At 41.8% G+C, this 25,533-nt stretch carries 22 protein-coding genes and 4 pseudogenes; 17 read left to right on the top strand and 9 right to left on the bottom strand.

Translation table 11 applies throughout. From position 1 onward, the window contains the following. Positions 1–3: 3 nt before the first annotated feature. The 10 genes and pseudogenes from H6H03_RS09730 (at position 4) to H6H03_RS09685 (ending at position 9,239) form a co-directional block, all read left to right on the top strand. On the top strand, positions 4–1,182 hold the full coding sequence (locus H6H03_RS09730) for a M20 metallopeptidase family protein (protein WP_190954922.1): 1,179 nt from the start codon (positions 4–6) through the stop codon (positions 1,180–1,182). Between the two features lie 33 nt (positions 1,183–1,215). Then, the gene (locus H6H03_RS09725) at positions 1,216–1,644 is read left to right on the top strand and encodes an archease (RefSeq protein WP_190954921.1); all 429 of its coding nucleotides are present in this window, start codon (positions 1,216–1,218) and stop codon (positions 1,642–1,644) included. A gap of 59 nt (positions 1,645–1,703) precedes the next feature. Further along, entirely contained in the window at positions 1,704–3,149 is a 1,446-nt protein-coding gene (locus tag H6H03_RS09720) for an RtcB family protein (RefSeq protein ID WP_190954920.1), read from the top strand. 425 nt (positions 3,150–3,574) lie between these two features. Beyond that, positions 3,575–4,177, top strand: coding sequence for a YbhB/YbcL family Raf kinase inhibitor-like protein (locus H6H03_RS09715; protein WP_190954919.1), 603 nt, complete (start codon positions 3,575–3,577; stop codon positions 4,175–4,177). Between the two features lie 187 nt (positions 4,178–4,364). Further along, a complete protein-coding gene (locus tag H6H03_RS09710) occupies positions 4,365–4,556 on the top strand; it encodes a hypothetical protein (protein WP_190954918.1) in 192 nt (63 codons plus the stop codon). Positions 4,557–4,560: 4 nt separating this feature from the next. Then, positions 4,561–4,656 (top strand): annotated as a pseudogene (locus H6H03_RS42220) (IS5/IS1182 family transposase); the annotation flags it as partial. Positions 4,657–4,708: 52 nt separating this feature from the next. Next, positions 4,709–4,900 (top strand): RtcB family protein, encoded by a 192-nt coding sequence (locus tag H6H03_RS09700; RefSeq protein ID WP_313931826.1) that lies wholly within the window; start codon positions 4,709–4,711, stop codon positions 4,898–4,900. A 6-nt stretch (positions 4,901–4,906) separates the two neighbouring features. Continuing rightward, positions 4,907–6,070 (top strand): carboxylate-amine ligase, encoded by a 1,164-nt coding sequence (locus tag H6H03_RS09695; RefSeq protein WP_190954917.1) that lies wholly within the window; start codon positions 4,907–4,909, stop codon positions 6,068–6,070. Between the two features lie 274 nt (positions 6,071–6,344). After that, positions 6,345–7,970, top strand: a complete 1,626-nt coding sequence (locus H6H03_RS09690) for an alpha-keto acid decarboxylase family protein (RefSeq protein WP_190954916.1) — start codon at positions 6,345–6,347, stop codon at positions 7,968–7,970. Positions 7,971–8,141: 171 nt separating this feature from the next. Next, a complete protein-coding gene (locus H6H03_RS09685) occupies positions 8,142–9,239 on the top strand; it encodes a Glu/Leu/Phe/Val family dehydrogenase (RefSeq protein WP_190954915.1) in 1,098 nt (365 codons plus the stop codon). Positions 9,240–9,321: 82 nt separating this feature from the next. On the opposite strand, the pseudogene H6H03_RS09680 reads toward H6H03_RS09685, so the two are convergent. The 4 genes and pseudogenes from H6H03_RS09680 to H6H03_RS39940 form a co-directional block, all read right to left on the bottom strand. Then, positions 9,322–9,660, bottom strand: a pseudogene (locus tag H6H03_RS09680) (IS4 family transposase); the annotation flags it as partial. After that, positions 9,653–10,635, bottom strand: a pseudogene (locus H6H03_RS09675) (IS630 family transposase); the annotation flags it as partial. The pseudogenes H6H03_RS09680 and H6H03_RS09675, both read right to left, overlap by 8 nt. Beyond that, positions 10,598–10,969 carry a transposase family protein gene (locus H6H03_RS39945; protein ID WP_313931825.1) on the bottom strand — a complete coding sequence of 124 codons (372 nt, stop codon included), beginning with the start codon at positions 10,967–10,969 and terminating at the stop codon, positions 10,598–10,600. The pseudogene H6H03_RS09675 and the gene H6H03_RS39945, both read right to left, overlap by 38 nt. Before the next feature lie 6 nt (positions 10,970–10,975). After that, the gene (locus H6H03_RS39940; protein ID WP_206757985.1) at positions 10,976–11,329 is read right to left on the bottom strand and encodes a helix-turn-helix domain-containing protein; all 354 of its coding nucleotides are present in this window, start codon (positions 11,327–11,329) and stop codon (positions 10,976–10,978) included. A 384-nt stretch (positions 11,330–11,713) separates the two neighbouring features. Between H6H03_RS39940 and H6H03_RS09660 the strand changes: the two genes are divergently transcribed. The 3 genes and pseudogenes from H6H03_RS09660 to H6H03_RS42210 all read left to right on the top strand — a co-directional run bounded on the left by H6H03_RS09660 (position 11,714) and on the right by H6H03_RS42210 (position 15,192). Further along, a complete protein-coding gene (locus H6H03_RS09660; RefSeq protein ID WP_190954911.1) occupies positions 11,714–13,051 on the top strand; it encodes a hypothetical protein in 1,338 nt (445 codons plus the stop codon). A 93-nt stretch (positions 13,052–13,144) separates the two neighbouring features. Beyond that, entirely contained in the window at positions 13,145–13,729 is a 585-nt protein-coding gene (locus H6H03_RS42215; RefSeq protein WP_190954910.1) for a hypothetical protein, read from the top strand. Positions 13,730–14,051: 322 nt separating this feature from the next. After that, positions 14,052–15,192: pseudogene (locus tag H6H03_RS42210) on the top strand (ISH3 family transposase). A 137-nt stretch (positions 15,193–15,329) separates the two neighbouring features. Here the strand turns inward: H6H03_RS42210 and H6H03_RS09640 are convergent. The 3 genes from H6H03_RS09640 to H6H03_RS41220 form a co-directional block, all read right to left on the bottom strand. Next, positions 15,330–15,551 (bottom strand): hypothetical protein, encoded by a 222-nt coding sequence (locus H6H03_RS09640; RefSeq protein ID WP_190954908.1) that lies wholly within the window; start codon positions 15,549–15,551, stop codon positions 15,330–15,332. Positions 15,552–15,561: 10 nt separating this feature from the next. Then, on the bottom strand, positions 15,562–16,200 hold the full coding sequence (locus H6H03_RS09635) for a calcium-binding protein (RefSeq protein ID WP_190954907.1): 639 nt from the start codon (positions 16,198–16,200) through the stop codon (positions 15,562–15,564). Positions 16,201–16,629: 429 nt separating this feature from the next. After that, positions 16,630–18,624, bottom strand: coding sequence for a calcium-binding protein (locus H6H03_RS41220; protein ID WP_199338888.1), 1,995 nt, complete (start codon positions 18,622–18,624; stop codon positions 16,630–16,632). Positions 18,625–18,832: 208 nt separating this feature from the next. Here H6H03_RS41220 and H6H03_RS09615 point away from each other — a divergent pair, with 208 nt between their 5' ends. From H6H03_RS09615 to H6H03_RS09600, 4 genes are all read left to right on the top strand, one after another. After that, positions 18,833–19,561: a Uma2 family endonuclease gene (locus H6H03_RS09615; protein WP_190954906.1), complete on the top strand. Its 729-nt coding sequence runs from the start codon at positions 18,833–18,835 to the stop codon at positions 19,559–19,561. A 352-nt stretch (positions 19,562–19,913) separates the two neighbouring features. Next, on the top strand, positions 19,914–21,278 hold the full coding sequence (gene gntT, locus H6H03_RS09610) for a guanitoxin biosynthesis MATE family efflux transporter GntT (protein ID WP_190954905.1): 1,365 nt from the start codon (positions 19,914–19,916) through the stop codon (positions 21,276–21,278). Positions 21,279–21,478: 200 nt separating this feature from the next. Then, on the top strand, positions 21,479–21,898 hold the full coding sequence (locus tag H6H03_RS09605) for an NUDIX hydrolase (RefSeq protein WP_190954904.1): 420 nt from the start codon (positions 21,479–21,481) through the stop codon (positions 21,896–21,898). Between the two features lie 5 nt (positions 21,899–21,903). Beyond that, positions 21,904–22,764, top strand: coding sequence for a hypothetical protein (locus tag H6H03_RS09600; RefSeq protein ID WP_190954903.1), 861 nt, complete (start codon positions 21,904–21,906; stop codon positions 22,762–22,764). Positions 22,765–22,927: 163 nt separating this feature from the next. Here the strand turns inward: H6H03_RS09600 and H6H03_RS09595 are convergent, their stop codons facing one another. After that, complete coding sequence (locus H6H03_RS09595; RefSeq protein WP_190954902.1) at positions 22,928–23,926, bottom strand: NAD-dependent epimerase/dehydratase family protein; 999 nt, start codon at positions 23,924–23,926, stop codon at positions 22,928–22,930. Between the two features lie 22 nt (positions 23,927–23,948). Then, positions 23,949–25,499 (bottom strand): PfkB family carbohydrate kinase, encoded by a 1,551-nt coding sequence (locus tag H6H03_RS09590; RefSeq protein ID WP_190954901.1) that lies wholly within the window; start codon positions 25,497–25,499, stop codon positions 23,949–23,951. Positions 25,500–25,533 lie beyond the last annotated feature (34 nt).

Below are 25,533 nucleotides of genomic sequence, written 5' to 3'. Positions count from 1 at the left end.
ATTATGGCTCATGTCCTGACATCTGAGAAAGTCTTCCCTCGAATGGTAGATTTACGCAGATATTTACACCGCCATCCTGAACTGGCATTTGAGGAAAAAAAGACAGCATCCATCGTTATAGATGAACTCAAGCGTTTAGGTATTCCTTTTTGGTATGGTGGGGTGGGTAGTGGCATTATTGCCAAGCTGATCAATGCTGGACAAGGAGCGCCGACAATTGCTTTGCGGGCTGATATGGATGCTCTCCCCGGACAAGAAAATACGGGATTGTCCTTTGCTTCTTTGCACCCAGGTAAGATGCACGCCTGTGGTCACGACGGTCATATGTCAATGGTGTTGGGCGCAGCAGCTTTATTGAAAGAGAGTCCGCCACAAGGAAACGTGGTTTTTATCTTTCAACCTGCGGAAGAAAAGGGCGCTGGCGCGAAAGTGATGATCCAATCTGGTGCTTTAGAAGGAGTAAATGCCATCTTTGGCGGTCATGTTACCCGTCACTACCAAGTCGGCGAGATTATGGTTGCCAAGGGAGTAATTACTGCCCAATCTGATGGCTTTACTATTCGTGTCAAAGGAAGAGGCGGACACGGAGCTAGACCTCATGAAGCTGTTGATGCTGTGGTTGTTGCCGGATTGTTAATTATGGCTGTGCAAACCCTAGTTTCACGAGAAATCAACCCCGCCTATCCTTCAGTAGTTACCATCGGTAAAGTAGAAGCAGGTAGTGCAGGTAATGTCATCGCTGAGGAAGCAATTTTAGAAGGTACTATTCGCACCACAAACTTAGATGTGCAGAATCACATAATTGACGGACTCAAGCGCATAGCCACAGCCGTGGGAGAACTGCACAATGCCAGAGTAGAGGTAGAAATTCGCCACGGATACCCACCTGTCATTAATACAGGAAAAGAAACAGAAATTGCTCGACGGGCTGTAGTTGAGATTTTGGGTTCAAAGGGATTAGTCACAATGGATTATCCCAGCATGGGAGCAGAAGATTTTTCTTTCTACTTATTACACGTTCCTGGGTGTTACGTCAGATTTGGTGCTTGCCAACAAGGTTGTGAGAACATTCCCTTGCATAGTCCTTCCTTTGACTTTGACGAAGAAGCATTGAAAGTTGGCGCAGCTTTCTTTGATCGGGTGGTTCGAGAAGCGATCGCGGAATATGCAGATAATTCCTAGTAGAAAACAGCAGAAGGCACTTAGGTAATATTCATGAAAAGCGCAGATTTAATCAATTTGGCAGGGTTTCAAGAAGTTGAACATACAGCTGACTGGGCTTATCGCGTTTGGGGGAGGAATTTAACTGAGTTATTTATCCAAGCAGCGATCGCTCTTTATTATTTAGCTGATGTCGAGTTAACCTCAGAGTCTTCAATTACGCGAAAAATTCAACTCCAAGGTGTTGATTATGTCAGCCTACTGGTTGCTTGGTTGAATGAACTTTTGTATTTACATGAAAGTGAAAACTTAGCATTTAACCAATTTAAAATCTTGCATCTCGATGCACAATCTCTAGAGGCGGAAGTCACAGGTACCTATGTGCAGAACTGGCAGAAATTTATTAAAGCGGTCACATATCACAATCTCTCAATTCAAGAAACAGAAAAAGGATTGGAAGCTACATTAGTATTAGATGTTTGAATTAGTCAGAAGTTAACAGTTATTCTCCCCTACTTCCTATTTTCAACTTACGAGGGGATATGGTTTCTAAAGAAGATTTTCGCCGTATTAATGATTATTTGTGGGAAATTCCCACCTCATTTCATCCAAAGATGCAGGTTCCTGTTTGGATTTTTGCCGATGAAGAAATCCTCGAAGATGCTTTGGACGATTTATCAATAATTCAAGCAGTGAATGTTGCGCGTTTACCTGGGCTAGTAGGTCATGTAGTTGTTATGCCTGATGTTCACCAAGGCTATGGAATGCCTATTGGTGGGGTGATGGCAACACGAGTCCCAGGGGGAATAATTTCCCCAGGAGCAGTTGGTTATGATATCAACTGTGGTGTGCGTGTTTTGACCTCTACAATTAAGTATGAGAATGCCAAACCCTATTTAAGCGATCTCGCCAGTGTCCTTTATCGCAATTGTCCTAGCGGTGTGGGAGAAAAAGGCAGTATCCCTCTGACTAATGAAGAGTTAGACCAAGTATGTCAACAGGGTGCTAATTGGACGCTAACTCAAGGGTATGCCGAAGCAGAAGATTTGCAACGCACGGAAGAGTTTGGCTGTTTGGCAGGGGCAGATCCAGATGCGGCTAGTAAGCGAGCAAAAGAGCGCGGCAAAGGTCAACTAGGAACCTTGGGCGCGGGAAATCATTTCTTAGAGGTGGATATAGTTGAGGAAGTATTTGACCAGGAAGCGGCAGAAGTGATGGGTTTGCACACAGGTTGTTTGGCGGTGCAAATTCATTGCGGTTCTCGTGGCTTTGGGCATCAAATCTGCACAGATTATGTACAAAACTTGCAATTTGCGGTAATTCGCTATGGAATTGATTTACCAGACCGAGAGTTAGTTTGTGCGCCAATTGAATCACCAGAAGGACAAGGCTATCTAGCAGCGATGAAGTCAGCAGCTAACTATGCTTTTGCTAACCGTCAGGTTTTAGCATGGCATACACGGCGGAGTTTTCAAGAGGTGTTTGGTAAACAAGACTCAACACTACGCCAAGTTTATGATATTGCTCACAACATGGCCAAAATTGAAACCCACGAAGTTGACGGCGAAAACTTGACAGTCTGCGTCCACCGTAAAGGAGCAACACGAGCATTTGGCCCAGGCTTTGCTGGTTTACCTACGGAATATCGTCCTTTGGGGCAACCTGTTCTTGTTCCTGGTTCGATGGGTACCCACAGTTGGATTTTGTTAGGGACATCAGCAAGTGATCGCCTATCTTTTGGTTCTAGTTGTCACGGTGCGGGAAGGGTGATGAGTCGTCACAAAGCCAAACGAGAAATTAAAGGCGATCGCCTCAAGGGAGAACTAGAACACGAAGGGATTAGCATCCGGGCTGGTTCTATGTCCGGTTTAGCAGAAGAAGCACCCCAAGCGTACAAAGATGTCAGCCGAGTGGTAAATGTAGTTAGCCAAGCAGGAATTGCTCGTAAAGTGGCGCGTCTGCATCCCGTTGCTGTTGTCAAAGGATAAAACATAAACTTAAGGGTCTAGTTGCGTTCAACCAGACCCTTCAGCGATAATTGCCTATTCTATACAAAGGTTCCCTCCGCAAAAAACCTGGGTTTACACGTCTCGCAGGCTCCTCACTCTAACTTCCCATAGTCGCATCTTCCTAGATCCTGGTTTGGCGTTACTCTTACCTTAGCTTTCGGTAATTGGTGTTGCCACTTTCTTCATCTATGTTAGAAGTTCCCTGCGATCTCACTTATATACTAACATAATTTTATTGTATGGAGCAGCGTTTTTTGTTTTTCATCTGTTAAGAATTGCTGCCAAGAATTCAAATTTGAAATTTAAATTTGAATTTTAAAATTCATCCTTTTTTTTAGAAGCAGCAAAAAGCATTAGGATGATTAATTTTTACAAAATTTTACAAACATCTTAGGTGCAAGTTAATGGTTAGAAGGCGAGCATTTCTACTTCAAAGCTTCAGTATAATTGGGTTAGTAGAATTATCTGCGATCGCTTGTAGTTCTGTGGGTAATAAAAATATCAAAATTGCCTCCACCCCAAGCAGTAAATTAACAACAGAGAGGAAAAGCATGAAATTAGAAAGTGTCTTTGGAGCTAATAGCCAAATTCCTGCCAAATATACCTGTGATGGTGCTGATATTTCCCCTACTCTTAGCTGGGATGAACCTCCAAAAGAAACCCAAAGTTTAGCATTAATAGTCGATGACCCAGATGCACCCAGACATACATTTGTACATTGGGTACTTTACGATATACCTCCTACAGTTCGGCAATTACCAGAACACATTACTGCTACGAAAATCTTACCAAGTGGTGGAGTGCAGGGAAAGAATGATTTTGGCAAATTAGGTTATGGCGGCCCCTGTCCTCCTAGTGGTACACATCGGTATTTCTTCAAACTTTATGCTTTAGACAAAAATTTGGGTTTGCCACCAGGCGCAACAAAAGAGCAAATTTTGCAAGCAATGAAGGGTCATGTTTTGGCAACAGCAGAGTTAATTGGAGGCTACCAACGTCAGCGTTAGACTTCCTGCGAATTGATGATTTTCTCAAAAGGACTAAGCAGAAATCTGAGTCTAATTGAGTGTAATTGAATTGTGTGTGAGTCCAAAACTTCACTTTTAGGTGGAATATTGGTTAGTAATATACTTTGACTGTTCCAAAAATATGGGTATAAACAGAAGATATTTATAACATTCAGGAGTTATTCGTATGCACAAAGAATACATGAATGCTTTAGAAGAATTAATCGATAAATTGACATTAGCTGCAATCCTAGAGATGTTAGAGCGAATATGTCACAAAAAAGCAGAATATTTGCGAACTCATTGGCAAGATGAAACTTCAGCTAAGATGTGGGAAAAAGCTGCTCGACAAATAGAACAGATAAATGTTGACGTTTGAGTAATTAAGTAAGGATTATGAACGTCTTCCCAAAATGAGTGAAGCTACGATATATGCCGTGATGACTCGTATTATGCTATTTCGTCTACTAGCCAGCTAAAGATTTACTTTATAAATGGTTTCTGATGATTCATCACAAAGCTAAATGAGAAATTAGAGGCGATCGCCTCAAGGACGAACTAGAACATCAAGGCATCAGTATCCAGGCTGGATCTATGTCCGGTTTAGCTGAGGAAGCACCCCAAGCATACAAAGATGTCACTCGAGTAGTAAATGTAGTTAGCCAAGCCGGAATTGCTCGTAAAGTGGCGCGTCTGCATCCCATCGCTGTAGTTAAAGGATAAATTGACATGGGTGACATAACATTCAAAAGCTCTCCCGAATTCTCTCTAGGGATGGAAATTGAGTTGCAATTACTCAATCCTGATACGCTGCAATTGGTAGATGGCATTTTACCGCTTTTAGCACAAGCTCCTGAAAATTCCTGGATTCAACCAGAATTTAATCAAGCGATGGTAGAGATTGCCTCTCAGGTTTGCTCAAATATCCCTGAGTTAGAAGCCAATATTGTTGCTATTCTGCGTGACCTCAAAACCAGATGTCAAGCACTGGGTATGACTATTTGTGCAGCCGGGACTCATCCATTTTGCGATCGCTTTGCCTCTATCACCCCAATTCCCAGATATCTTGCCCAGCAAAATACATCTGGCTATCTGGCAGATTTAATGATGACTTGTGCGCTTCAGCTTCATGTAGGAATGCCATCGGGTGATGCAGCTATAGATATTATGGGCAGACTTAAACCCTATCTCCCCATTTTGTTGGCTTTATCTGCTAGTTCACCCTTTTGGTGGGGTCACGATACTAGCTTTGCTTCCTTTCGCCAAAGGTTCTTATCATCGATGAGAACTTATGGTATTTGTCCCACTTTTAAAAATTGGCAGGATTTTGCTAATTTCTTTGCTACTGCTCAACATGCAGGGATGTTTGAGATTATCCGTGATATCCATTGGGATTTGCGTCCTCAACCTGATTTCGGAACTCTTGAGGTGAGGGTGATGGATGCTCAACCAACGATCAAAGAATCGATGATGCTGGCAGCTTTTATCCATTCTTTAATTGTGTATTTGCATCATCACAGTCAAGGACAGCAAACAGGATTTTTATTAACTCCCCTTCCTTGGTTGATTGAAAGAGAAAACTACTTTCGTGCATCTCGTTGGGGTTTAGATGCTAATTATATTGAAGATGAACAAGGTAATAGCAGACCCATCAGGAATATAGTTAAAGATATCTTGAATGTACTAGCAGAAACTGCCGATACTTTGGGAAATAGTTCATATCTATTCCAATTAGAAAAAAGATTAGACCAAGGAGCAAGTTATATTCGTCAACGGCGAGTGTTTGAAAGTACAGGTTCTTTAAAGGCGGTGGTTGCTTCTTTGGTGAGTGAGTTGGAAGCTGAATTAGCTAGTAAGAGCAGACAGGAGGCTGTAGCCTACGGTTGGCTGTAAGGCTCACCAGAAGGTAATACCAATCCGCAATGGACTAACGCCCCGCTCCGCTAACGCAAACCTTGAAACTCAGATAACATCTGGGTTTCAAGGTTTGTATCTGTTGCTTAAGTTTGGAGAATTGGTATAAGCCACGCAAAATCGTTAACTGGCACAATTATGCCTGACGGTACTATCCATCAAGACTTTTAAAAGATATCGTTGGAAGAAAATCTGAAAATCGGCGATCTGCGGATGGTCAGTTTTGGGAAAATATTCTTTAGGGAGGTAGAAGATGCCTCAACTAGCACCGCATATATTTGATATTTTATACGAAAAAGGTGTAGAACACGCCTTTGGTATACCTGGAGATTTTGCCTTAACACTATTCGATGCACTAGCAGACAGCAAGATTGCACCTATTGTCATGACGCACGAACCCTGCGTAGGCTTTGCGGCTGATGCTTACTCCCGAATGCGGGGTTTGGGTTTAGCAGTTGTTACCTATAGCGTTGGCGGCTTAAATATGGTGAATGCTGTAGCTGGTGCTTATGCCGAGAAGTCTCCATTGGTCATTTTAAGCGGCGGGCCAGGTGTGCGGGAACAACGGGAGCATGACTTGTTACATCATAAGGTGAAAACTTTTGACACACAACGGCGTGTTTATGAAGAAGTCACCCTTTACGCCACAAAGCTAACCGATCCAAAAACAGCCGATGCTCAAATTCATCTTGCTCTTGACTATGCAACGACATTCAAGCGTCCTGTTTATTTGGAAATTCCCCGTGATCTAGTTTATGCGGAGATTACAGAGTCAGAACACTTGCCACCACCAATCAAGCGCACTGATCCAGATACTTTAATGGAAGCCATTGCAGAAACTCTGGAGATGCTCAAGCGATCGCACTCACCAGTCATTCTTGCTTGTGTTGAAATTCATCGCTTTGGCTTGCAGGAACAACTTCTAGCCTTGGCAGAAAAACTTGGTGTACCAGTCTGCTCAACAATGTTAGGAAAATCTGTTTTTCCCGAAGGACATCCACAATACATCGGTATCTACAATGGTGAGGCTGGGGATTTAAATGTGCAAAAAATCGTTGAAGAATCAGACTGTGTGCTGATGTTGGGAGTGTTTATGACTGATATCAACCTGGGAATGTTTACCGCTCATCTCAACCCAAGTTGTACAGTGTATGCAACTTCAGAACGCATTGCCATTAAGCATCACGAATACCCCAATGTGAGGTTTGAAGATTTCATCACCGCCTTGCTTGATAGTCCAGATTTGCCTCATTGGGATTCATCCGGCATCTATACTATGAAACCGCGTGTTACGCCATCTGTGGGTAAAATTTCTATGAGTGGACTACTTTATGAACTCAATCAGTTCATTGACAGTAACACTCTACTAGTGACGGATGTTGGAGATACCTTATTTGCAGCAGATGATATCCAGACACAGCAAGGCACATCATTCTTATGTCCCGCCTTCTACGCCAGTATGGGGTTTGGCGTTCCTGGGGTGATTGGCGCACAATTAGCCGACCCATCCCGACGAGCGATCGCTTTGGTTGGCGATGGGGCGTTTCAGATGACAGGAATGGAATTGCTCACAGCGCAACGCTTAAGACTAAACCCGATTGTTATAGTCATTAACAATGGCTCATTTGCTAGCCTCCAGGCAATGGGACATCAAGAAGCGGCTTTTGTCCAAATTCCCACAATGGACTATGCCCAGTTAGCCAACATTCTTGGTGGTCATGGCTTTGTGATCTACACCAGTACACAACTACAACAAGCCTTACATACAGCGCAAAATAGTAGGACTTTCAGTATTCTTGATGTTCATCTCTCACCTAACGATGTTTCGCCTGCCTTACAAAGATTGAGCGCACTATTTACCAAATCCCTGACAGGATAGTTAATGATTAATCAATAATTACAGTATTTTTTTTGTAAGTGGAGTATCTTCCCTCACCCGTCCGATCAGACACCTTCTTCTTGGTCAGCAAAGGGTTGGGGAGGCGTGTATTCCATCAACTTGCAATTCGCTGTATGAAAAACTTTGCTAATTCCCAACCCCCAATAACCAATGGATAATATTTTTCGCTTTGCTGATGAGCTAGGCCCAGCCAAGATTATTCATATCTACGAAAGAGAAGCTGATCTAAAAGCCATTGTCGTGGTTGATAACATTGATTGTGGCCCTGCGATCGGTGGAGTACGTATGGCCACAGATGTGACTACAGAAGAAGTTTTTCGATTGGCACGAGCTATGACTTTAAAAAATGCTGCTGCTGACTTACCCCACGGCGGCGGTAAATCTGCAATCTTAGCCGACCCGAAACAACCTTTAGCAGATAAGGAACGCTTGGTACGTACCTTTGCTCATGCTATCAGGGATGTGACTGAGTATATCCCTGGCCCCGATATGGGAACAGATGAACAGTGCATGGCTTGGATCAAAGAAGAGATTGGTCGTGCTGTAGGACTACCAAAAGCAATAGGAGGTATCCCCTTAGATGAAATTGGTGCTACTGGTTTTGGTCTAAGTATCTGTGCAGAAATAGCTAGCAAGTTTTGTCACCTCAATCTAGAAGGTACACGTATTGTCATTCAAGGTTTCGGTTCCGTTGGGAAAAACGCTGCTCGCTTTTTAACGGCTAAAGGAGCGTTACTTATAGGAGCCGCAGATTCTCAAGGAACCCTCTTTAATCCTCTGGGAATCGATGTTAAGCAGTTAATCAAACTTAAAAATTCTGGTAAGAGTGTGATTAATTATCCACAGGGAGACAAACTAGATCGGGACGCAGTTATTGACATCGAGTGCGATATTTGGATACCAGCAGCCAGACCCGATGTTATCCATGCTGATAATGTTGACCGCCTGAAAACTCAGCTTGTGATCTCAGGTGCTAATATCCCGTTTACCGAAGCAGCAGAAAAGATATGTCATGAACGAAATATTATTGTAGTACCTGATTTCATCGCCAATGCAGGTGGTGTAATCTGCGCTGCGGTTGAGTATGATGGCGGAAATCAGACCAGAGCCTTTGAAACTATTGCAAAGAAAATTCGCCACAATACTACGCTAGTGTTAGAACAAGTTGCCAAAACAGGTAAGCTACCACGACAGGCTGCTGTGGAACTTGCCCAGAGACGGGTATGTCTTGCTAGACAAGATATTTAAAATATAGCTAAACTAGTTTTTTTGACCACACGAGGATTGCTTCTACCTTCCGGTTCTGGTATCTGCTCATCCAAAATCTCTGTTACAAGCCAGGTGAAAAAAAAGGAAATTCTTCTGCTTGAAGTCGCTGAAATTTAGGAACAGTGCGACGGACGATGTTCAGTGTCCCCGTAAAACTTAATCTTAAGGGGGAAATTGCAGCGGATTCGGCAACTTGGAACATAAGTGAACGCACAGCCCAATGTCCAAGCAGCCAGCCATAAACTTCCTGAACGACTTCACGAGGATTGAGAGAACGAATTAGAGTTTTGCGCCCTAAAAGGTGAACTTTGAGTTCATCAATGGTACTTTCGACTTCCCAACGTCGATGATAAGTAAGTCGTAGAGAAAATTTATAAATATGTAACAAATAATTAAGCAGAAGAGTTAGAGTTAAATCTTACACGCTGTGTACTGTAGTTTCCCTTTTCTCCTCTTGTTTGAATTCCATCAATGACAGCATAAGCAAGGTCTAACTCATCCTCAAAACTTTTTGAGGCAAGTTCATCTTTTTTGAGGTGTTGCCACTCCAATTCAATTGGGTTCATCTCAGAACAATATTTAGGTAGAAAAAAGATGTACAACCCCATTTGTTCCCATTTTGACCACAATTGTTGTACCTCTTTACACCGATGTATCGGGCCGTTATCCTGAACGATTACTCTGGCACGTCCTGATTTTTGGGCTTCAAGTGCTTCAAGCTCCATCATTTGGATATAGGATTTGCGTGAAACGCCGCCAATCACCAAACCGTACACAAAACTAATTAGGGGTTGAAGAAACCCAATAATACTTAACCTTCGTCCCCTGCGTTTACTCTGCTCCAGGCGTTTTTGCTGTCCTCGAAAGTAATAACTATAACTCGGTTCGCTCCAAGTACAAAATCCTGATTCATCCAAATACTTTAAATCTATTTCACCAGATGCCGCAGACAATTCCAGCATTTCTAGGTCTGCCTGTTTGATTTGCTGTACTACCGGATCTTGTTTTCCCTTGTGGCTTTTCCTAGTTCGCTTCCAGATGATCCCCTTTTTTTTAGTACCTGCCTTAGCCAATCAGGACTTAACTTTACTGAGCGTTCTTTTTCTAATTTTTGGGCTAACTGAATGCTGTTATATGTGCGTGGTTCTTGCTCTAAACATTCTTCTAAAAACACCATGTCAGTTTCTGCCCACCTTGATTTTCCTCCCCGTCCTGGTTTCTCCCAAAGTCCTTCTAAACCTAGCTTCTCCCATCTATGCAACACTTCTCGTACCGTTTGTGCCGTCCAATTAAAGTGAGTTGCTATCTTCTCTACGTACCAACCATGTGCGCTCAATCTAATCACTTCTGCTCTGTCTTTCACTTTCTGAGGTACTTAAATGTTCAATAAATATCCGATTACTAGACAAAGCTTTGTTTTCATCCTTTTGCTGTTGAGTCAGTTCTCGTTTCGGTTTTCTTTTATGAGGGGTAGCGATGTTTTCGCCACCTTGAAATCCCTTATCACCTGAAAAAGGTTGAGATTTATCAAATTTTGGCTGAGATTGACGAAACAATTTTATATCTGCTGTTGGCCCAGGAACACCTACTTCCACCTCTACAATATCTTTGCCTTCTGGTATGCCAATCATCAGACTTTTTAATGTATGCTGTTTTTTCTTCCCAGAAAAATATTTTTGCTGCTCTTGTTGGTCAGAATGCCTATATATTGGCTATTACAAGCTATCCACTAGTAGTCTAAAATTTGTTAATACTTCTTGAACAAATACTAAATCGCTTTCATTATTTGAGACTTGCTCTAATAAACTAGCGGGTAAAATATCTCGCAGTATTGGTATCCAATAATGAAAAGTATCGTTGGCTTCTGTCTTAGAAATGCTAAACAGCATTCCTAACACTTGAAATGTTGGCATCTGTCTGAGATAAAATAGGCATAAACATACCTGTTCTTCGGTTGATAACAATTCTTTGCGACCACCACCAGCCGCATTGATTCTAATTTTCTGGCTCTCCTGTTTAGCTTTGATGTCTTGGTGTCGTTTTAAGGCGCAATTTAGCAGTGATTCCAATTGTTCGTAACTAATTCCTAAAATCTGTTTTGTTCTAAATCAGTAGATATGCTTAAATACTCGCCTCAATTCATCAACACACTCTGCCTGCGATCGCCTATTTTTTAGGATACAACGAGTTTGAAAACACGCCCTACGGGGTTGATTGGTGATGCCTGAAGCGCTTGGATTAGATGACCTGTTTTCAACGTCCTGTAAAAAAGCTCGGGAGATTTCCATAAGAATACTTCATTCCCATGAAATAAGGAAGGAGCTGTTCTAAAGGTGTTATTGTACGTACAGAGAAAATAGCAAATTAAACAAACAGTGTGCAGGCTTAAGCGCATACCCAAAGTTACGGCTTGCTGAAAGTTACACACATCACACACAGCGAAAAATTATATTATGTCCAGACTAATTGTTTCTTTGCCCCCATTCTTAGGCACTTCTGGTTCTGATCTAGTGGTGGGACAAGAGGATAATGCATTACCAGCAATTGGAATTGAGGTTCTAAAAAACGGAGTCATCGATACTAGAGGAGGTAACGACACTATCAAGGGTAGTGCCACTGGTCGCAACGAAAATTTCAGCAGTGAGGGCGCAGGCACAGGCATTGCTAACAGTGGCATCATCAATGCAGGGAAAGGAGATGATACTATCTCTGGCACTGGCACTGGCGGTTTCGACTATCTAGGCTCTGCACCTGGTATAGGTATCTCTAACACTCAAGGCGGCTACATTAATGGAGGAGACGGAAAAGATTTGATCAAGGGAATCGGAAACAGAGGCTTTGCTAAAGGCATCAATAATACTCAGGATAGCCGCATTGATGGAGGATTTGGGGACGACTCTATCTTTGGAACTGGAAATGGAGAATCTCTCAGATCTGCTGGTATAGGAATCTTCAACAGTGGTGGCAGCAATATTAATGGAGGAGAAGGGAAGGATTCCATCTCCGGAACTGGAACTGGTGCTTATTATTTGGGAGGAGATGGTACAGGCATCTTCAACAGTGATGGTAGCGTTATTAGTGGAGGTCTTGGAAACGATTCTATTACTGGTATCGGCAAGGGCGGTAACGCGTCAGCAGGGCCCGATAGGCTTAATACACCTTCAGGTAACGGTATAGGCATCTCTAACAGTAAGGGTAGCACGATCAGTGGAGGGCAGGGAAACGACTTAATCTTTGGCACAGGCACCGGCGGTGGAGGGGAAAATGGCCCTAATGGGGATTATGAACCTGGTGTAGGTACAGGCATTGTTAACAGTGGTAGCATCAGTTTAGGCGATGGCAACGATACCCTTGTCGGTACTGGCATTAGTAAAGGCATAGGTATTGTTAATACTAATGGCATCATCTGTGGAGGGGCAGGAGATGATAGCCTTACTGGGTATGGTAGCAGCATTGGCATCCAAGGTGGCACGATTAATGGCGGAAACGGTAACGATTATTTCAAAGCCCGTCGAATTGATGATAGCGGTAATGCCATTTCAGACCAAGGGGGCGCTATTGCCAATGTCTTGCTTAAAGGTGGATGTGGAGCTGACACATTTGATATTGGTTACGGTAATGCTACGATCAATGGTGGTTCGGGATCGGACAAGCTAATTTTGCCTGATTTCAAAAGTGATTACACTATTCTAGGCAGCTCGAACAATTACACTATTAAGCGCAATCAGTTCACGTTGAATGTATTGAATGTTGAGGAAATTGCCTTTTTTGGCGTTGCTCAACAGAGCTAGTTGGATGCCTAAGCCAGAAAGTCACCTCTCTGACTCGGCTACAAAACCGTGCATGAAACGTTAATTTCACACGGCTCCTCAATGATTTGGTGCTTGACAAACACACCCCTTGTGGGCGCTTCAGGATGTTTACCCATTCTGGAACTCCAGTACACCCAGTCACCATCAAATGGGCTACGGATTCCTTGCACTTGTATGTGTCTTAACCACCTAGCACAGGAATGTCCACAACAAAGTGCTACTACCAGAGACAGTATTGTTCGTTGGCTGTTAGCAAAGGATTTAAAACGGTTGCAATTACTTCAACCAAAAGAACTTGAGGTTGCCAAGCAAGCAATGGAGTATCGCTGGAAAATTTTACATCAACGCTACTTAGGCATTAGTCCAGAAGGTGCTTATCGCAACTTAATCACACGACTGGGCAGTTTAGTTTCTGCTCACAGCCAGATTCAAACTTGGGTAGCTTCCAGCCGCGCTCGCCAAAGCAGTTTTATAGATGTGTTACAACACCTCATCAAATTAGATTTAAGACATCTCAAAACTACCTTAGGAATGGATGTTTTACGATGTAAAACTCCTTCAATGGTACGCAAAGAAATTTATGTTTATTTGCTTGCTTACAATCTACTTCGTAGTTTGATGTGGTCGGCTGGAACTACTTACTGGAGTTTAGACTAAGCCATGCAAAATGACCCAGCAGAGCTGAGTTAATCAGAGACTTAGTGAAATGATCAATAATCTTGAGTATTAAATTCAGTAGACTGAAAAGTTTTGCGATCGCTCTGTCAAGAATACCTGCTTCAGTGGATTTTTGGAAAAAGTAGTGCTTTTAGATATCAGTAACTCATGTCTCACTTTGAGATAGAAACATAAGTAAAGCTAATAAATAAGCGAAGAGATCAGAGCAAACGTCGCACCATAACGATGTTTTGCTGCTATTTCAGGAATTTTACCAAGGAGTTGCGGGAAAATTGAGCCAGAGAAATATCTGGTGCAAGCTATGACTGCAACTACCCCAGTTCTAACTGATAGTAAAACCTTGAATGAAGTGGTTAACTGTTTAACGGAGAATCTTCCAATTCAGACTCAGGGTAAGTGTGAACAACAAAATATTTTTGAAATTTTAATTCGGGCTGCTACCCAGAGAGATAGTATTGAAAACACTACTAAAGTCCTAAAAAATGTTCCGACCAGTAATGATATTCGTTACCATTTGGAGAAATATTCAGACCTTTCTTCATTGGAAGAGGCTTTAAATAAAGCACTTCAAAGCCGCTTGCCAACAGGTATACGACAAGGACAACAGAAAATTGCCATCGATTTTAACTTCCAGCCATATTATGGTGAGCCATCCCCATTAGAAGCACCATATATTTATAGAAGTCAAGCGAAAAATGGTACTTGCTCTTTCTATGCCTACGCTACTATTTATGTAGTTAAGAAGCATAAAAGAGTAACTGTCTTCTATCAAAGCTGTTCAGCAACAGAACACTTTGGTGGCAATTATCACGTATCTTTTAGCATTGATTGAGCCTTTAAACCTGAAGATTGAACGATTATATTTAGACCGTGAGTTCTTCTGTGTCCCTGTCATCAGATGGTTACAAGCTTTAGATATTCCATTTGAAATGCCAGCTATTATTCGAGGCAAACATGGAGGAACTAAACAATGAATTAGAGGTAGGCGTAGCTACAAAACCAGTTACACTTTAAACAGCGATAAATATGGTTCAGTAACTTTTAGTGTGTGGATAGTTTGTACATATAAAAATGGTAAAAGACGAGAGCATGGGCGGGAATTTTTTGTTTACGCTGTTTATAAAGTTAAGCTAACTTTGCAGCTTATACATGATGACTATCGTCTACGTTTTGGGATTGAGAGTAGTTATCGTATGAAAAACCAGTGCCGCATCAAAACTACTATCAAAAATCCCACAATTCGGCTTTTATTTGTAGCTTTGGCATTCTTAATTATTAATGTTTGGATTTATCTAGTATGGCATTATATTAGCCGTTTAAAAAGAAGCACTAGACAAGTTTTTTCTCATCTATTTACTCTCAAACAGATGCTTGAATTTTTACGCCAAGTAATAGACCGTAACTATGGAGTAGCCTGCGAAATTTATTTACCGTCCGGCTGATTTTGGTCGTTTCGCCATTATTTCTATAAGTTCAACTTATAGTTTTTCTCTCGAAATCGGCTGTTGTACATTCCTGAATAAACGGTATCACAGACTACTATTTTTTAGCGATCGCAAAACTTTTCGGTCTACTGAACTTATATAGAACTCATATTTGATTTTTGAAATATACTTAGTAGCGTGGCAAGTTTAAAATATTGCAAAAAAAATGTAGGTTGGGTTTCGCGTTGTTCAACCCTACCTACATCTAATGCTAACTGCCGTTCCCACATTGCTTGTTTGAATTTTTCAATTCTCAGCTTGCGTGTTGCTAAAAGTTCTAACTGCTTCTTGAAAGCATTGTACAGCAGTGCTTTCAATTACCTCAATCTAAGCTGTAACAAAGTCGAGGGAAGCAAACACATTAGTATTGTCTTGCACAACCGCAATCAGATCGCCGTTTCTGAAAATTTGCGTGTCTAATGCGGAACCACCAGACACATTAATGTTCTTGTTTAATGTGTAGCCAAAGACACTACCGTTAACTCGAATCTTGTCACCCTGACTGAAATCGAAATCAACAATTGTGGCAAAACTAGAGCCGGCTGAATTGAGGTAGAAGGAACGGGCTTTATCTCCGAGCGCAAACGTGTCGGCTCCAGAACCACCCCTGAGAGTGTCTAACTCATTTCCATTAACTCCATTAAAGCCTATGAGAATATCATTGCCGGTGCCACCACTGAGGGAGTCACTGCCGGAGCCACCGAAAACGGTGTCATTGCCGGAGCTACCGAAAAGGGTGTCATTGCCCGCGCCACCACTAAGGTCGTCATTGTCCGCGCCACCGTTAATGAAGTCATTGCCGGCAGCACCGAGAATTATGTCATTGCCACCCCTACCGAAGATGATGTCGTTGCCCGAACCACCGTTAATAAGGTCAATGCCTAGTAGACCATCGATAAAGTCATTAGCTCCATCAGCAATGATGATGTCATTTCCATTGGTTGCTTGTCCTTGTATAATAGCCATTGTGTATTTTCCTTGTTGAAGTTAGTTAATCCAGAACTTGAGAGCGATCGCAACAAGCTAAAATGAAGACTGGTTAGTATGAGTATTTGAGAAACTCATGTTATCTTCAGCAACTAGTTGTCACACTTATCCATACGTGAGCTACAGAAGTTTATGCTGAGTAAATTTTGAATTGGACAGTTGCTATAAAAGGCAATAGGGATTTCATATAGCAGATTGCTCTGGGAGTGAGGTACAGATAATCGTAGGGAACATGGCTGTGCCCTTACGCGTGTATTTCATCAATAAATTGAAGAACCACTTGCTCTACTTGGGCAAAGTATAAGTAGAGCAAGTGGCGTAAGGTTATATCTCAAATAGATCGATTATTTAATTACGTCTACAATTGCGTTAGCGTAGCCCATTGGGTGACTACGAATTGCAAATTTCTTAGACCAGCACAACGTCTGTACTAATTGAGAAGCCAGCAGGTTTATTCTCTAGAGTTGCAAACAACTGTCCTTGGTAAGACAAACCACCAGTGATGTTGTCATAGCTGAACTGACTTAGGTTACTAACACCAAAGCCAATTTTGCTGACTAACACTTTATCTCCCTGTGCATATTGGAAATCTGTGATAATGTCTATGCCGTTGAGCTTAGACTCAAAGTAAAATTTATCTGCGCCTAAACCGCCAGAGAGTACGTCATTTCCTTTACCACCAGCAAGATAGTCATTGCCAGCATCACCGTAGAGGGTGTCATTTCCATTGCCGCCATAAAGTATGTCATTGCCCTCGTTGCCATAGCCAACTAACGGCGTAGATGTGCCACGACCATCAAGCAAGTCATTGCCTGCACCACCTGTAAATTGCACACTTGCAATACTAGTGCCAGCCAAGCTGTTAACATCCAAGATGTCATCGCCACCTTGACCGTTGATTTCAAATTTTTCGGCAGTGTCTACAGTTAAGGTGAAAGGTACTAAGTTCAAGCGGTCAAAGATGGCTCTACCTTGGGCATCACCTTGCAAGCGGAAGGTATCGCCGGCGGCCGCCGCACCATTGACTTCGATGACATCGTAGCCAGCATTGCCACTCATTTTGTCGCTGCCATCACCGTTGTTCCAGATGAGTCGGTCGTTTCCGGCTCCACCAACGAAGATGTCATTACCGCGATCGCCAATTATGGTATCGTTGCCATCACCACCTGATAACCAATCAATCCCATCACCGCCACGTAACAAGTCGTTACCAGTATCACCCGAAAGACTGTCAGTTCCAGCGCCACCCTTGAGGGTGTCATTACCTTCGTTGCCATAACCAACTAACGGCGTAGTTGTATCAGCACCATCAAGCAAGTCATTGCCTGCACCACCTGTAAATTGCACACTTGCAATGCTAGTGCCAGCCAAGCTGTTAACATCCAAGATGTCATCGCCGCCTTGACCGTTGATTTCAAATTTTTCGGCAGTGTCTACACTTAAGGTGAAAGGTACTAAGTTCAAGCGGTCAAAGATGGCTCTACCTTGGGCATCACCTTGCAAGCGGAAGGTATCGCCGGCGGCCGCCGCACCATTGACTTCGATGACATCGTAGCCAGCATTGCCACTCATTTTGTCGCTGCCATCACCGTTGTTCCAGATGAGTCGGTCGTTTCCGGCTCCACCAACGAAGATGTCATTACCGCGATCGCCAATTATGGTATCGTTACCATCACCACCTGATAACCAGTCAATTCCATCGCCGCCCCGTAACAAGTCGTTACCAGCATCGCCCGAAAGGCTGTCAGTTCCAGCGCCACCCTTGAGGGTGTCATTGCCTTCGTTGCCATAACCAACTAACGGTGTAGCTGTATCAGCACCATCGAGCAAGTCATTGCCTGCACCGCCTGTAAATTGTACACTTGCAATGCTAGTGCCAGCCAAGCTGTTAACATCCAAGATGTCATCGCCACCTTGACCGTTGATTTCAAATTTTTCGGCAGTGTCTACAGTTAAGGTGAAAGGTACTAAGTTCAAGCGGTCAAAGATGGCTCTACCTTGGGCATCACCTTGCAAGCGGAAGGTATCCCCGGCAGCACCCGCACCATTGACTTCGATTACATCGTAGCCAGCATTGCCACTCATTTTGTCGCTGCCATCACCGTTGTTCCAGATGAGTCGGTCGTTTCCGGCTCCACCAACGAAGGTGTCATTACCGCGATCGCCAATTATGGTATCGTTACCATCACCACCTGATAACCAGTCAATTCCATCGCCGCCCCGTAACAAGTCGTTACCACCATCACCCCAAAGGCTATCATTCCCAGCGGCACCATCTATAATATCGTTACCTGCCAATCCAGAAATGCGATCGTCGCCATCAGTGCCTGTGAGGGTAGGGTAAAGTATTCCGTTTTGAATTGTGCCGTTGTCGTTGAAATTAGTACCAAATTTAGTAACCATGTGGATTTTTCCTTACGCTATGGAACCTTACACCTATCGATACGTGGGTTACTAAGGTCTATGCAGGGTACTTTTTACTTAAGCAGTGTTTGTAAAATTTCTTAATACAATCGCATTGTCACTCGATACAATCGCATTGTCACTCGATACAATGACATTGCAGTGAAGCGATCGCCTAAAATAAAAAACACGAGTGGAGATGAAAGCGATGGTTTCCCAAATCGAATCTTCTGCACCTGCGGAGATTTTCTATCCAGAATCTGACGATCAGCCGATGGGCAATAATACAGAACATTTTGAAATTATTGTGCTGATCAAGGGTAATTTAGATCTTCTCTTTGCAAACGATCCAAATGTTTTTGTCGCTGGTGATTTATTCTGGTATCCCATTGAGGGTAATAATAAGATTAAATACGCACCCGATGTGATGGTTGCCATTGGTCGTCCAAAAGGTCGTCGTTCTTCTTATAAACAGTGGGAAGAAGGAAACCAACCGCCCCAAGTAGTGTTTGAAATCCTCTCACCAGTAAACACATCAATAGAAATGGCTCGGAAGTTGCTGTTCTACAATCAATACGGTGTGGAGGAATACTATATATACAACCCAGAAAATAATGAACTACAAGTTTGGTTACGCGGTGAATATGGTTTAGACTCGGTAGATTTTGGTCAAAAATGGGTTAGTCCACGGCTGCAAATTAATTTTGATGTCTCTGGCGAACACTGGCAACTTTCCTACCCAGATGGTCAACCTTTTATGACATTTGGGGAATTAATGGCAAAGTCCCAAGCTGCACAACAAGAAGCCCAAGCTGCACAACAACGACTGCAACAAGCAGTGCCTAGACTACTGAGTATGGGATTAAATAGAGAACAAGTAGCTGATGCTTTAGGATTAACTGTAGAAGATGTAGAAGCGATCGCGATGAATCTTTAATTTAAAATAGTGTTGACTATTGACTGACGGATTATTCTCCCCATACTTCTCTACGAGAGGCTGCGCCAACGGCTCCGCTCAGTACAAGTCTCCCCATCTCCCACTCACTGATGATAAAACTCAGCAACTAAGATTGCAGTGGAGCCGCCGAAAAATTTTTCTTAAGTGTCTTATCTTTATCTGTCCTTGCATCTTAGTTTTATTGCTGAGATTATAGATATAATTTGCCGCGCTCATTTGAGAATAAAAAATTAAAATAGGAAAGTTAGCTAAAATTATTGCTTTCTAAGAGCTTTTTTAGGAAATTTGTCAAAAACTCCCAATCAACTGAGCTAGATTACTTAATTAATTCATGAATTTAACACTTTCAGAACAGTACGACTTTGTACCGCGCTTCTTTCGCCTGGCGATCGCTAATATTGTTTCTAATCTGATGATACCTCTAGCGGGTTTAATCAGCGTGGCTTTTTTGGGTCATTTGAAAGACATCGATGCCTTGGCGGGGGTTTCCATCGCTAATATCTTATTTGGGCTCGTCTATTTGATTCTTGAATTCTTACGGATGGGCACCACTGGTTTGACGGCTCAAGCGGTGGGAGCAGATGACCAAGAGGCTGTGCTGCTAGTGGGGCTACGCAATGCTTTAATCGGCTTGGTATTGGGTATTGCTGTGCTAATTTTGCAGTATCCTTTGCGAGAAATAGGTTTTTCGGTCTTGAGTGGTGAAGTCACTATCAAAGCTGCTGGTATTGAGTATTATAATGCTCGAATTTGGGGGTCGCCTGCTGTTTTACTCAACTTTGTTCTCATCGGTTGGCTGCTGGGACGAGAGGAGAATAGTAAGGTTTTGGTACTTTCAATTATTGGTAACGCAGCCAATATAATTTTAGATTACGTATTTATTATTCAGTGGGGTTGGAACAGTATGGGGGCTGGAGCATCTCAAGCATCTAGCCAATATTTAATGTTGTTGATTGGCATCATCTTAGCTAGCCAAAAAATTCAGTGGCAAGAAGTACGAGCAGTGATGCCAAAAATTATAAATTTGTCAGCTTTGAAAAATACTTTATCTCTCAATAGAGATATCATGATTAGAACGATAACTGAGGTATCTGTCTTTGCATTTATTAGTAATTTGGGTGCAATGATGGGTACAGTAATATTTACCCAGAATTCTTTGTTGGGTCAAGTCGCACAACTGAATGTTTACTTAACTAATGGACTGGGATTTGCTACAGAAACCTTGAGCGGAAACTTTAAAGGCAGTGAATCAAAAGGAAAGTTTCTTCCTTTGTTGAGAGTTTCAGTTGCAAGTAGCTTGTTTATAGGGATTAGTATAGCCACAATTTCTGTTTTATTTCCCCAACAAGTCTTTGGAATATTAACCAACCACACTGAAATTACCGGAACTATTGATGCCTATATTTGGTGCTTATGTTTCCTACTTGTGTTCAATTCAATTGCCTCAATGTTGGAAGGATATTACTTAGGTTTAGCAGAGGGCAAAATTGTTCGTAATGTCAGCTTGATTGCTGCTACTTTTGGATTTGTTCCATCAGCTATAGCAGCTTTTTATTTTCACAACAACTATATTTTGTGGCTTGCCATCATATTATTCATGTTTACCAAAATGGTGACAATGCTTGTGTATTTACCAAAATCTTTGAGTTTTGATGCTGATGTTGATTCGCGTTCTTTGACAGCCGTGGAAAATTAAATATGTTATCAGAATTCACAAGGCTTTAACATCCAAGAGGTGCGTTGCGCTTTGCGACAACGCACCCTACTATTGTTTTATGTTTAATTAAGTTGACTTACTTAATTTTCACTTGATTAAAAGCTTAAAAAATAAAGATCATTTTTCTAACTTTATTTCTTTATCATATACTGATTAAAGTTTATTCAATCTAACCTGAGATGAGAGAAGCACCAGGGGCTGACATAATTATTATCAACAGTCAGCAGCAAGTATTACTTGTACTTCGAGATAATAAAAGCTCTATTCCTTTTCCTAACACTTGGGCACTATTAGGAGGATATATAGAGGAAAATGAATCAAAAGAAGCAGCTATTCGTAGAGAAATAGTTGAGGAAATGGAACTAGAGTTAAGCGAGATTAAATTCTTTAAGTCTTATTTTTGGCAAGAGTGTGACGAACACATTTTTTGGACTCAGTTGGATTTAGATATTTCCCAAATAACGCTGCATGAAGGTCAAAAATTAGCATACTTTAGTCGAGAAGAAATCAAGCAACTGGAATTTGCATCTCACTACGACCAAATTCTAGCTGAGTTTTTTGATTTCTTAGCAATGAATTTAGAATTAAGTATGGGTTAAAGGTAATGAAAAGCTCAGTTCAAGAAAATTTAAAAAATACACTGCCAACAGATATCGCTCAGGCATTAGAGCGTGCTTTGGATTATTTACCTGGAGGTCAAACAGCAAAAATACAAAAACCCGAATCTGAAGGATTATTTAACCATATCTTATTCATTACAATAGCAGGCGATCGCTACGTTTTTCGTGCTAGACGAGATGTTTCCACTGAAGCCGGCGATGCTTATATGCAATATATGTATGAAGCTACTGGTTTTATTCAAAATGGTGGTTCGTTTAAACTCAGAAATATCGCTGATGAAGTTGATTTTCTCCAACGGGCTTTAGCTGCTGGCTTACCAGTTCCGAAATTAATTTATGCAGCTGAAGATTGGATGCTGATTGAATATGTCACAGGCAAAACTTTATTTGAATTTTTAGAAGCCGGAGAAGTAAAATTTCTGCCGAAGATTGTCCAGGAAATGAATTTAGCTCACAGACGCGGAATCATTTATGCAGACCGCTGGGGCGGTAATGAAATGATTGACGCCGAAGGAAACGTGCGGATGATTGATTTTGATATTGAATGGTTTTATGAAGGAGGTAATGATGGCACTCTTGAAGCATTAGAAATGGCATGGACTATTTTTAATTCCATGAGAGTGACAAGCAGGCGAGATGATTTATTAAACATCGTCGAAACTGAAGTTTTACCATCATTAAAACTATGGGGCTATAACATCTCCAAGATGAAAACCTTTATTGAAGGTTTATGCAACTTTTATCTTGACCCCAATAAGCCAAGTAATACTTGGTCTTTACCAACAACTTTTTATGTTTCAATGCCTGAACCTGCCAATCGTTTAGTTGCGATGTTTGCTGAATAAGACGCGATAAATCGCCGTCTCTACAAAAATCAATCGGGGATTTATCGCGTTTTTGACTCTATAATTTTCGTCGAAAACCTTAGCAAACCGTATTGTAAACCAACCTAAAAATTTAAATCTGCTGTAATTTAAACCCCGCCCAGAATCATGCCGGGGTTTGACTTTATTTGAAGTTAATCTCTTTCATCACTTTCACGTTGTAGTAACGAGAATCTGTTAGAGAATTGGGAAGTTGATTAGCTTTAAATGCTGACGTTAAATCCTCGATCGCATCTTGGACTGTATGTGAAGGTACAAATCCCAGTTCTTGTTTAATTTTATCTGAGGAAATATGGTATGAACGCGTATCATTTGTGGGTGTAGTCACAATTTCTACAGAGTCTCCGACTACCTCACGAGTCATCTCTGCAATTTCAGTCACTGTATAATTTTCATACCCAACATTGAAAATTTTGCCATCGATCGCTTCATCTGGCCATTGTAGAGAGTTGAGATAAACCTGGGTCATATCTTCAATATGAAGACTGGGGCGCTTATTCTCACCACCAAAAACTGTAATTTTACCGTTATTGATAGCTTGATTAGTAAAAATGTTGACTATTAAATCTAGTCGCTGGCGAGGAGAGTAACCGCATATTGATGCTGGACGTAGTATTAAAGTCACAAATCCTGGTTCTCGCTTGCTGAGTAATACTTCTTCGCATAAAGCCTTGTAACGAGAATAGTCTGTTAAAGGCATTAGCGGTAAGTCTTCTGTAACATTTTCTGTTTCTTTGATGCCGTAAACACTGGAGGAAGAAGCATAGATAAACCGCTTGACTCCCGAATCTTTGGCGACATCTACCAAGTCAAAAAAGGCATCATAATTAATCGAACGCCCTAAATCTGGATCTAATTCAAAACTCGGATCGTTGGAAATGCAAGCTAAATGAATCACTGCATCACATCCCGGCATGATTTTTTCCAGGAGTTGGCGATCGCGGATATCGCCTTGAATTTCTTCTAAGTTAGGATTATCTTTAACATCAGCTAGTACATCTTTGCCATAAAGATACAGGTCTAGCACTTTGACTGCATATCCAGCTTGTAAAAGTTTAGGAACTAAAACAGCCCCCACATAACCAGCACCGCCGGTTACCAAAACTTGTTTAATTGAACTCATAAATTAGCTCCTTGATAATCTTTTAAAATGTACAAATTGTTTTGGCAAACTTGAGTAAGCGCCCTTTCTCTACAGGCTTTTCGTTGCCCAAAATATTTGCCGCGATCGCGCCTGCTAAATTTCCTAAAAACGATCCCAACTGCAAAGGTAAATCTAATTTGGCGCTCAAACTAGCTAGAGCAAAAAAGGCATCTCCCGCACCTGTGGTATCTTTGACTTGTTGTGTCATTGCTGGGGTAACTTCCATCTCTCCATTGGCTTGAATTGCCAAAGAACCCGCAGCGCCCAAAGTTAACCAACCTTGTTGCGCTCCTAGATGATATTGCAAACGTTTTAATAACTCATCTCGATTTCCGTGGCGGTTAGAAAAGGCGAGGCGAATTTCTTGCTCGTCTATACAAAAGCTATCAGCTCGTTGATATTTACTAATTAAGTTGTAACCGTAATTAGCACTGTTTGTTTGACAATTCAAAGCGAGAAATGGTGCTTGGTTTTGAATCAATTCAATGGCAGATGCATCAATCAGTCCATGACCGTAATCTGCCAAAACCACTAAATCGCAATTTTTGAGTAACTTTTCCCAAGAATCCAAGAGTTTTTGGCGTTCTTGAGGTATTAATCCCTCTTCATTCATCGAGTTAATCGCAAATAGTTGCGTATAACCCTTTGTTGCCCCTTGTTGTTCAATATAACGACGCTTGGTGACAGTGGAATAATTCTCTGCACACTGTAAATTCAGATGCAGCGAACCATTCACATGATTGGCAATTAAGCGATGTACATCTGGTTCGCTACCGATAGCGCTAGCTAGAGTGACAGACTTGGCGAAACTGGACAGATGGCGAGCGATGGCAAAAACTCCCCCTAAATGCTGTTCCTTTTTCAGAAAGCGAGTCGAAGGCGCTCTACCTTTGGAAGTTAAACCCTGAACAGTACAGTGAACAAACTCGTCAATAATGATATCGCCAAGTACTAAAACATTGAGATGCTGCATTGCATCTACAGCATCTGTAATCTGCTCAAAACTATATTTCTGACTAAAATCGCTGGCGTAATCTTTTAAGTCTGAAGGAAGAACATCAAGGTAATTATTAATTAACCGCGTTGAGCTAAAAGTAATTTCTTGGGTATAGCGAATGTCACCGCCATAAGCTCTAACTTGGGCAATTTCTTTGTCAATATTGTGGGTTACATCTTTTTCGGTCTGTGCATATTCATCACCCTTGCAATAAATATGCGGACGCACTTTTTCAATTACTTCTAAAGCTGTTACCGCCGGGGTTAAAATTACGTAATCAACACAAGCTAAAGCAGCTATGGAACTCAAGCGCAATTCATCAGAAAATATTGGTCTTCCGGGGCCTCGGTTAATGTAGGGAGTCGCAGTTAAAGAGACTACTAACAAATCTCCCATTGCTTTGGCTGCTTGCAGGTGAGCAATGTGTCCGGGGTGCAGCAAATCAAATACACCATTGCAGAGAACGATTTTGCGCCCCTGTTCTCGGTAGATAGCAAACACCTCTGCACAGGTTTCAAAGTCAAGACTTTTTTCAGTACTGATTGCTAGTTTCATGGAATCCTAAATTTTGCGGCAATTACATTCAGGT

Origin of the sequence: Nostoc paludosum FACHB-159, assembly GCF_014698835.1 — a bacterium.
GTDB classification, from domain to species: domain Bacteria; phylum Cyanobacteriota; class Cyanobacteriia; order Cyanobacteriales; family Nostocaceae; genus Nostoc; species Nostoc paludosum.
Note: the sequence above shows the minus strand (reverse complement) of the source record. Positions and strands in the feature narration are given on the sequence as shown.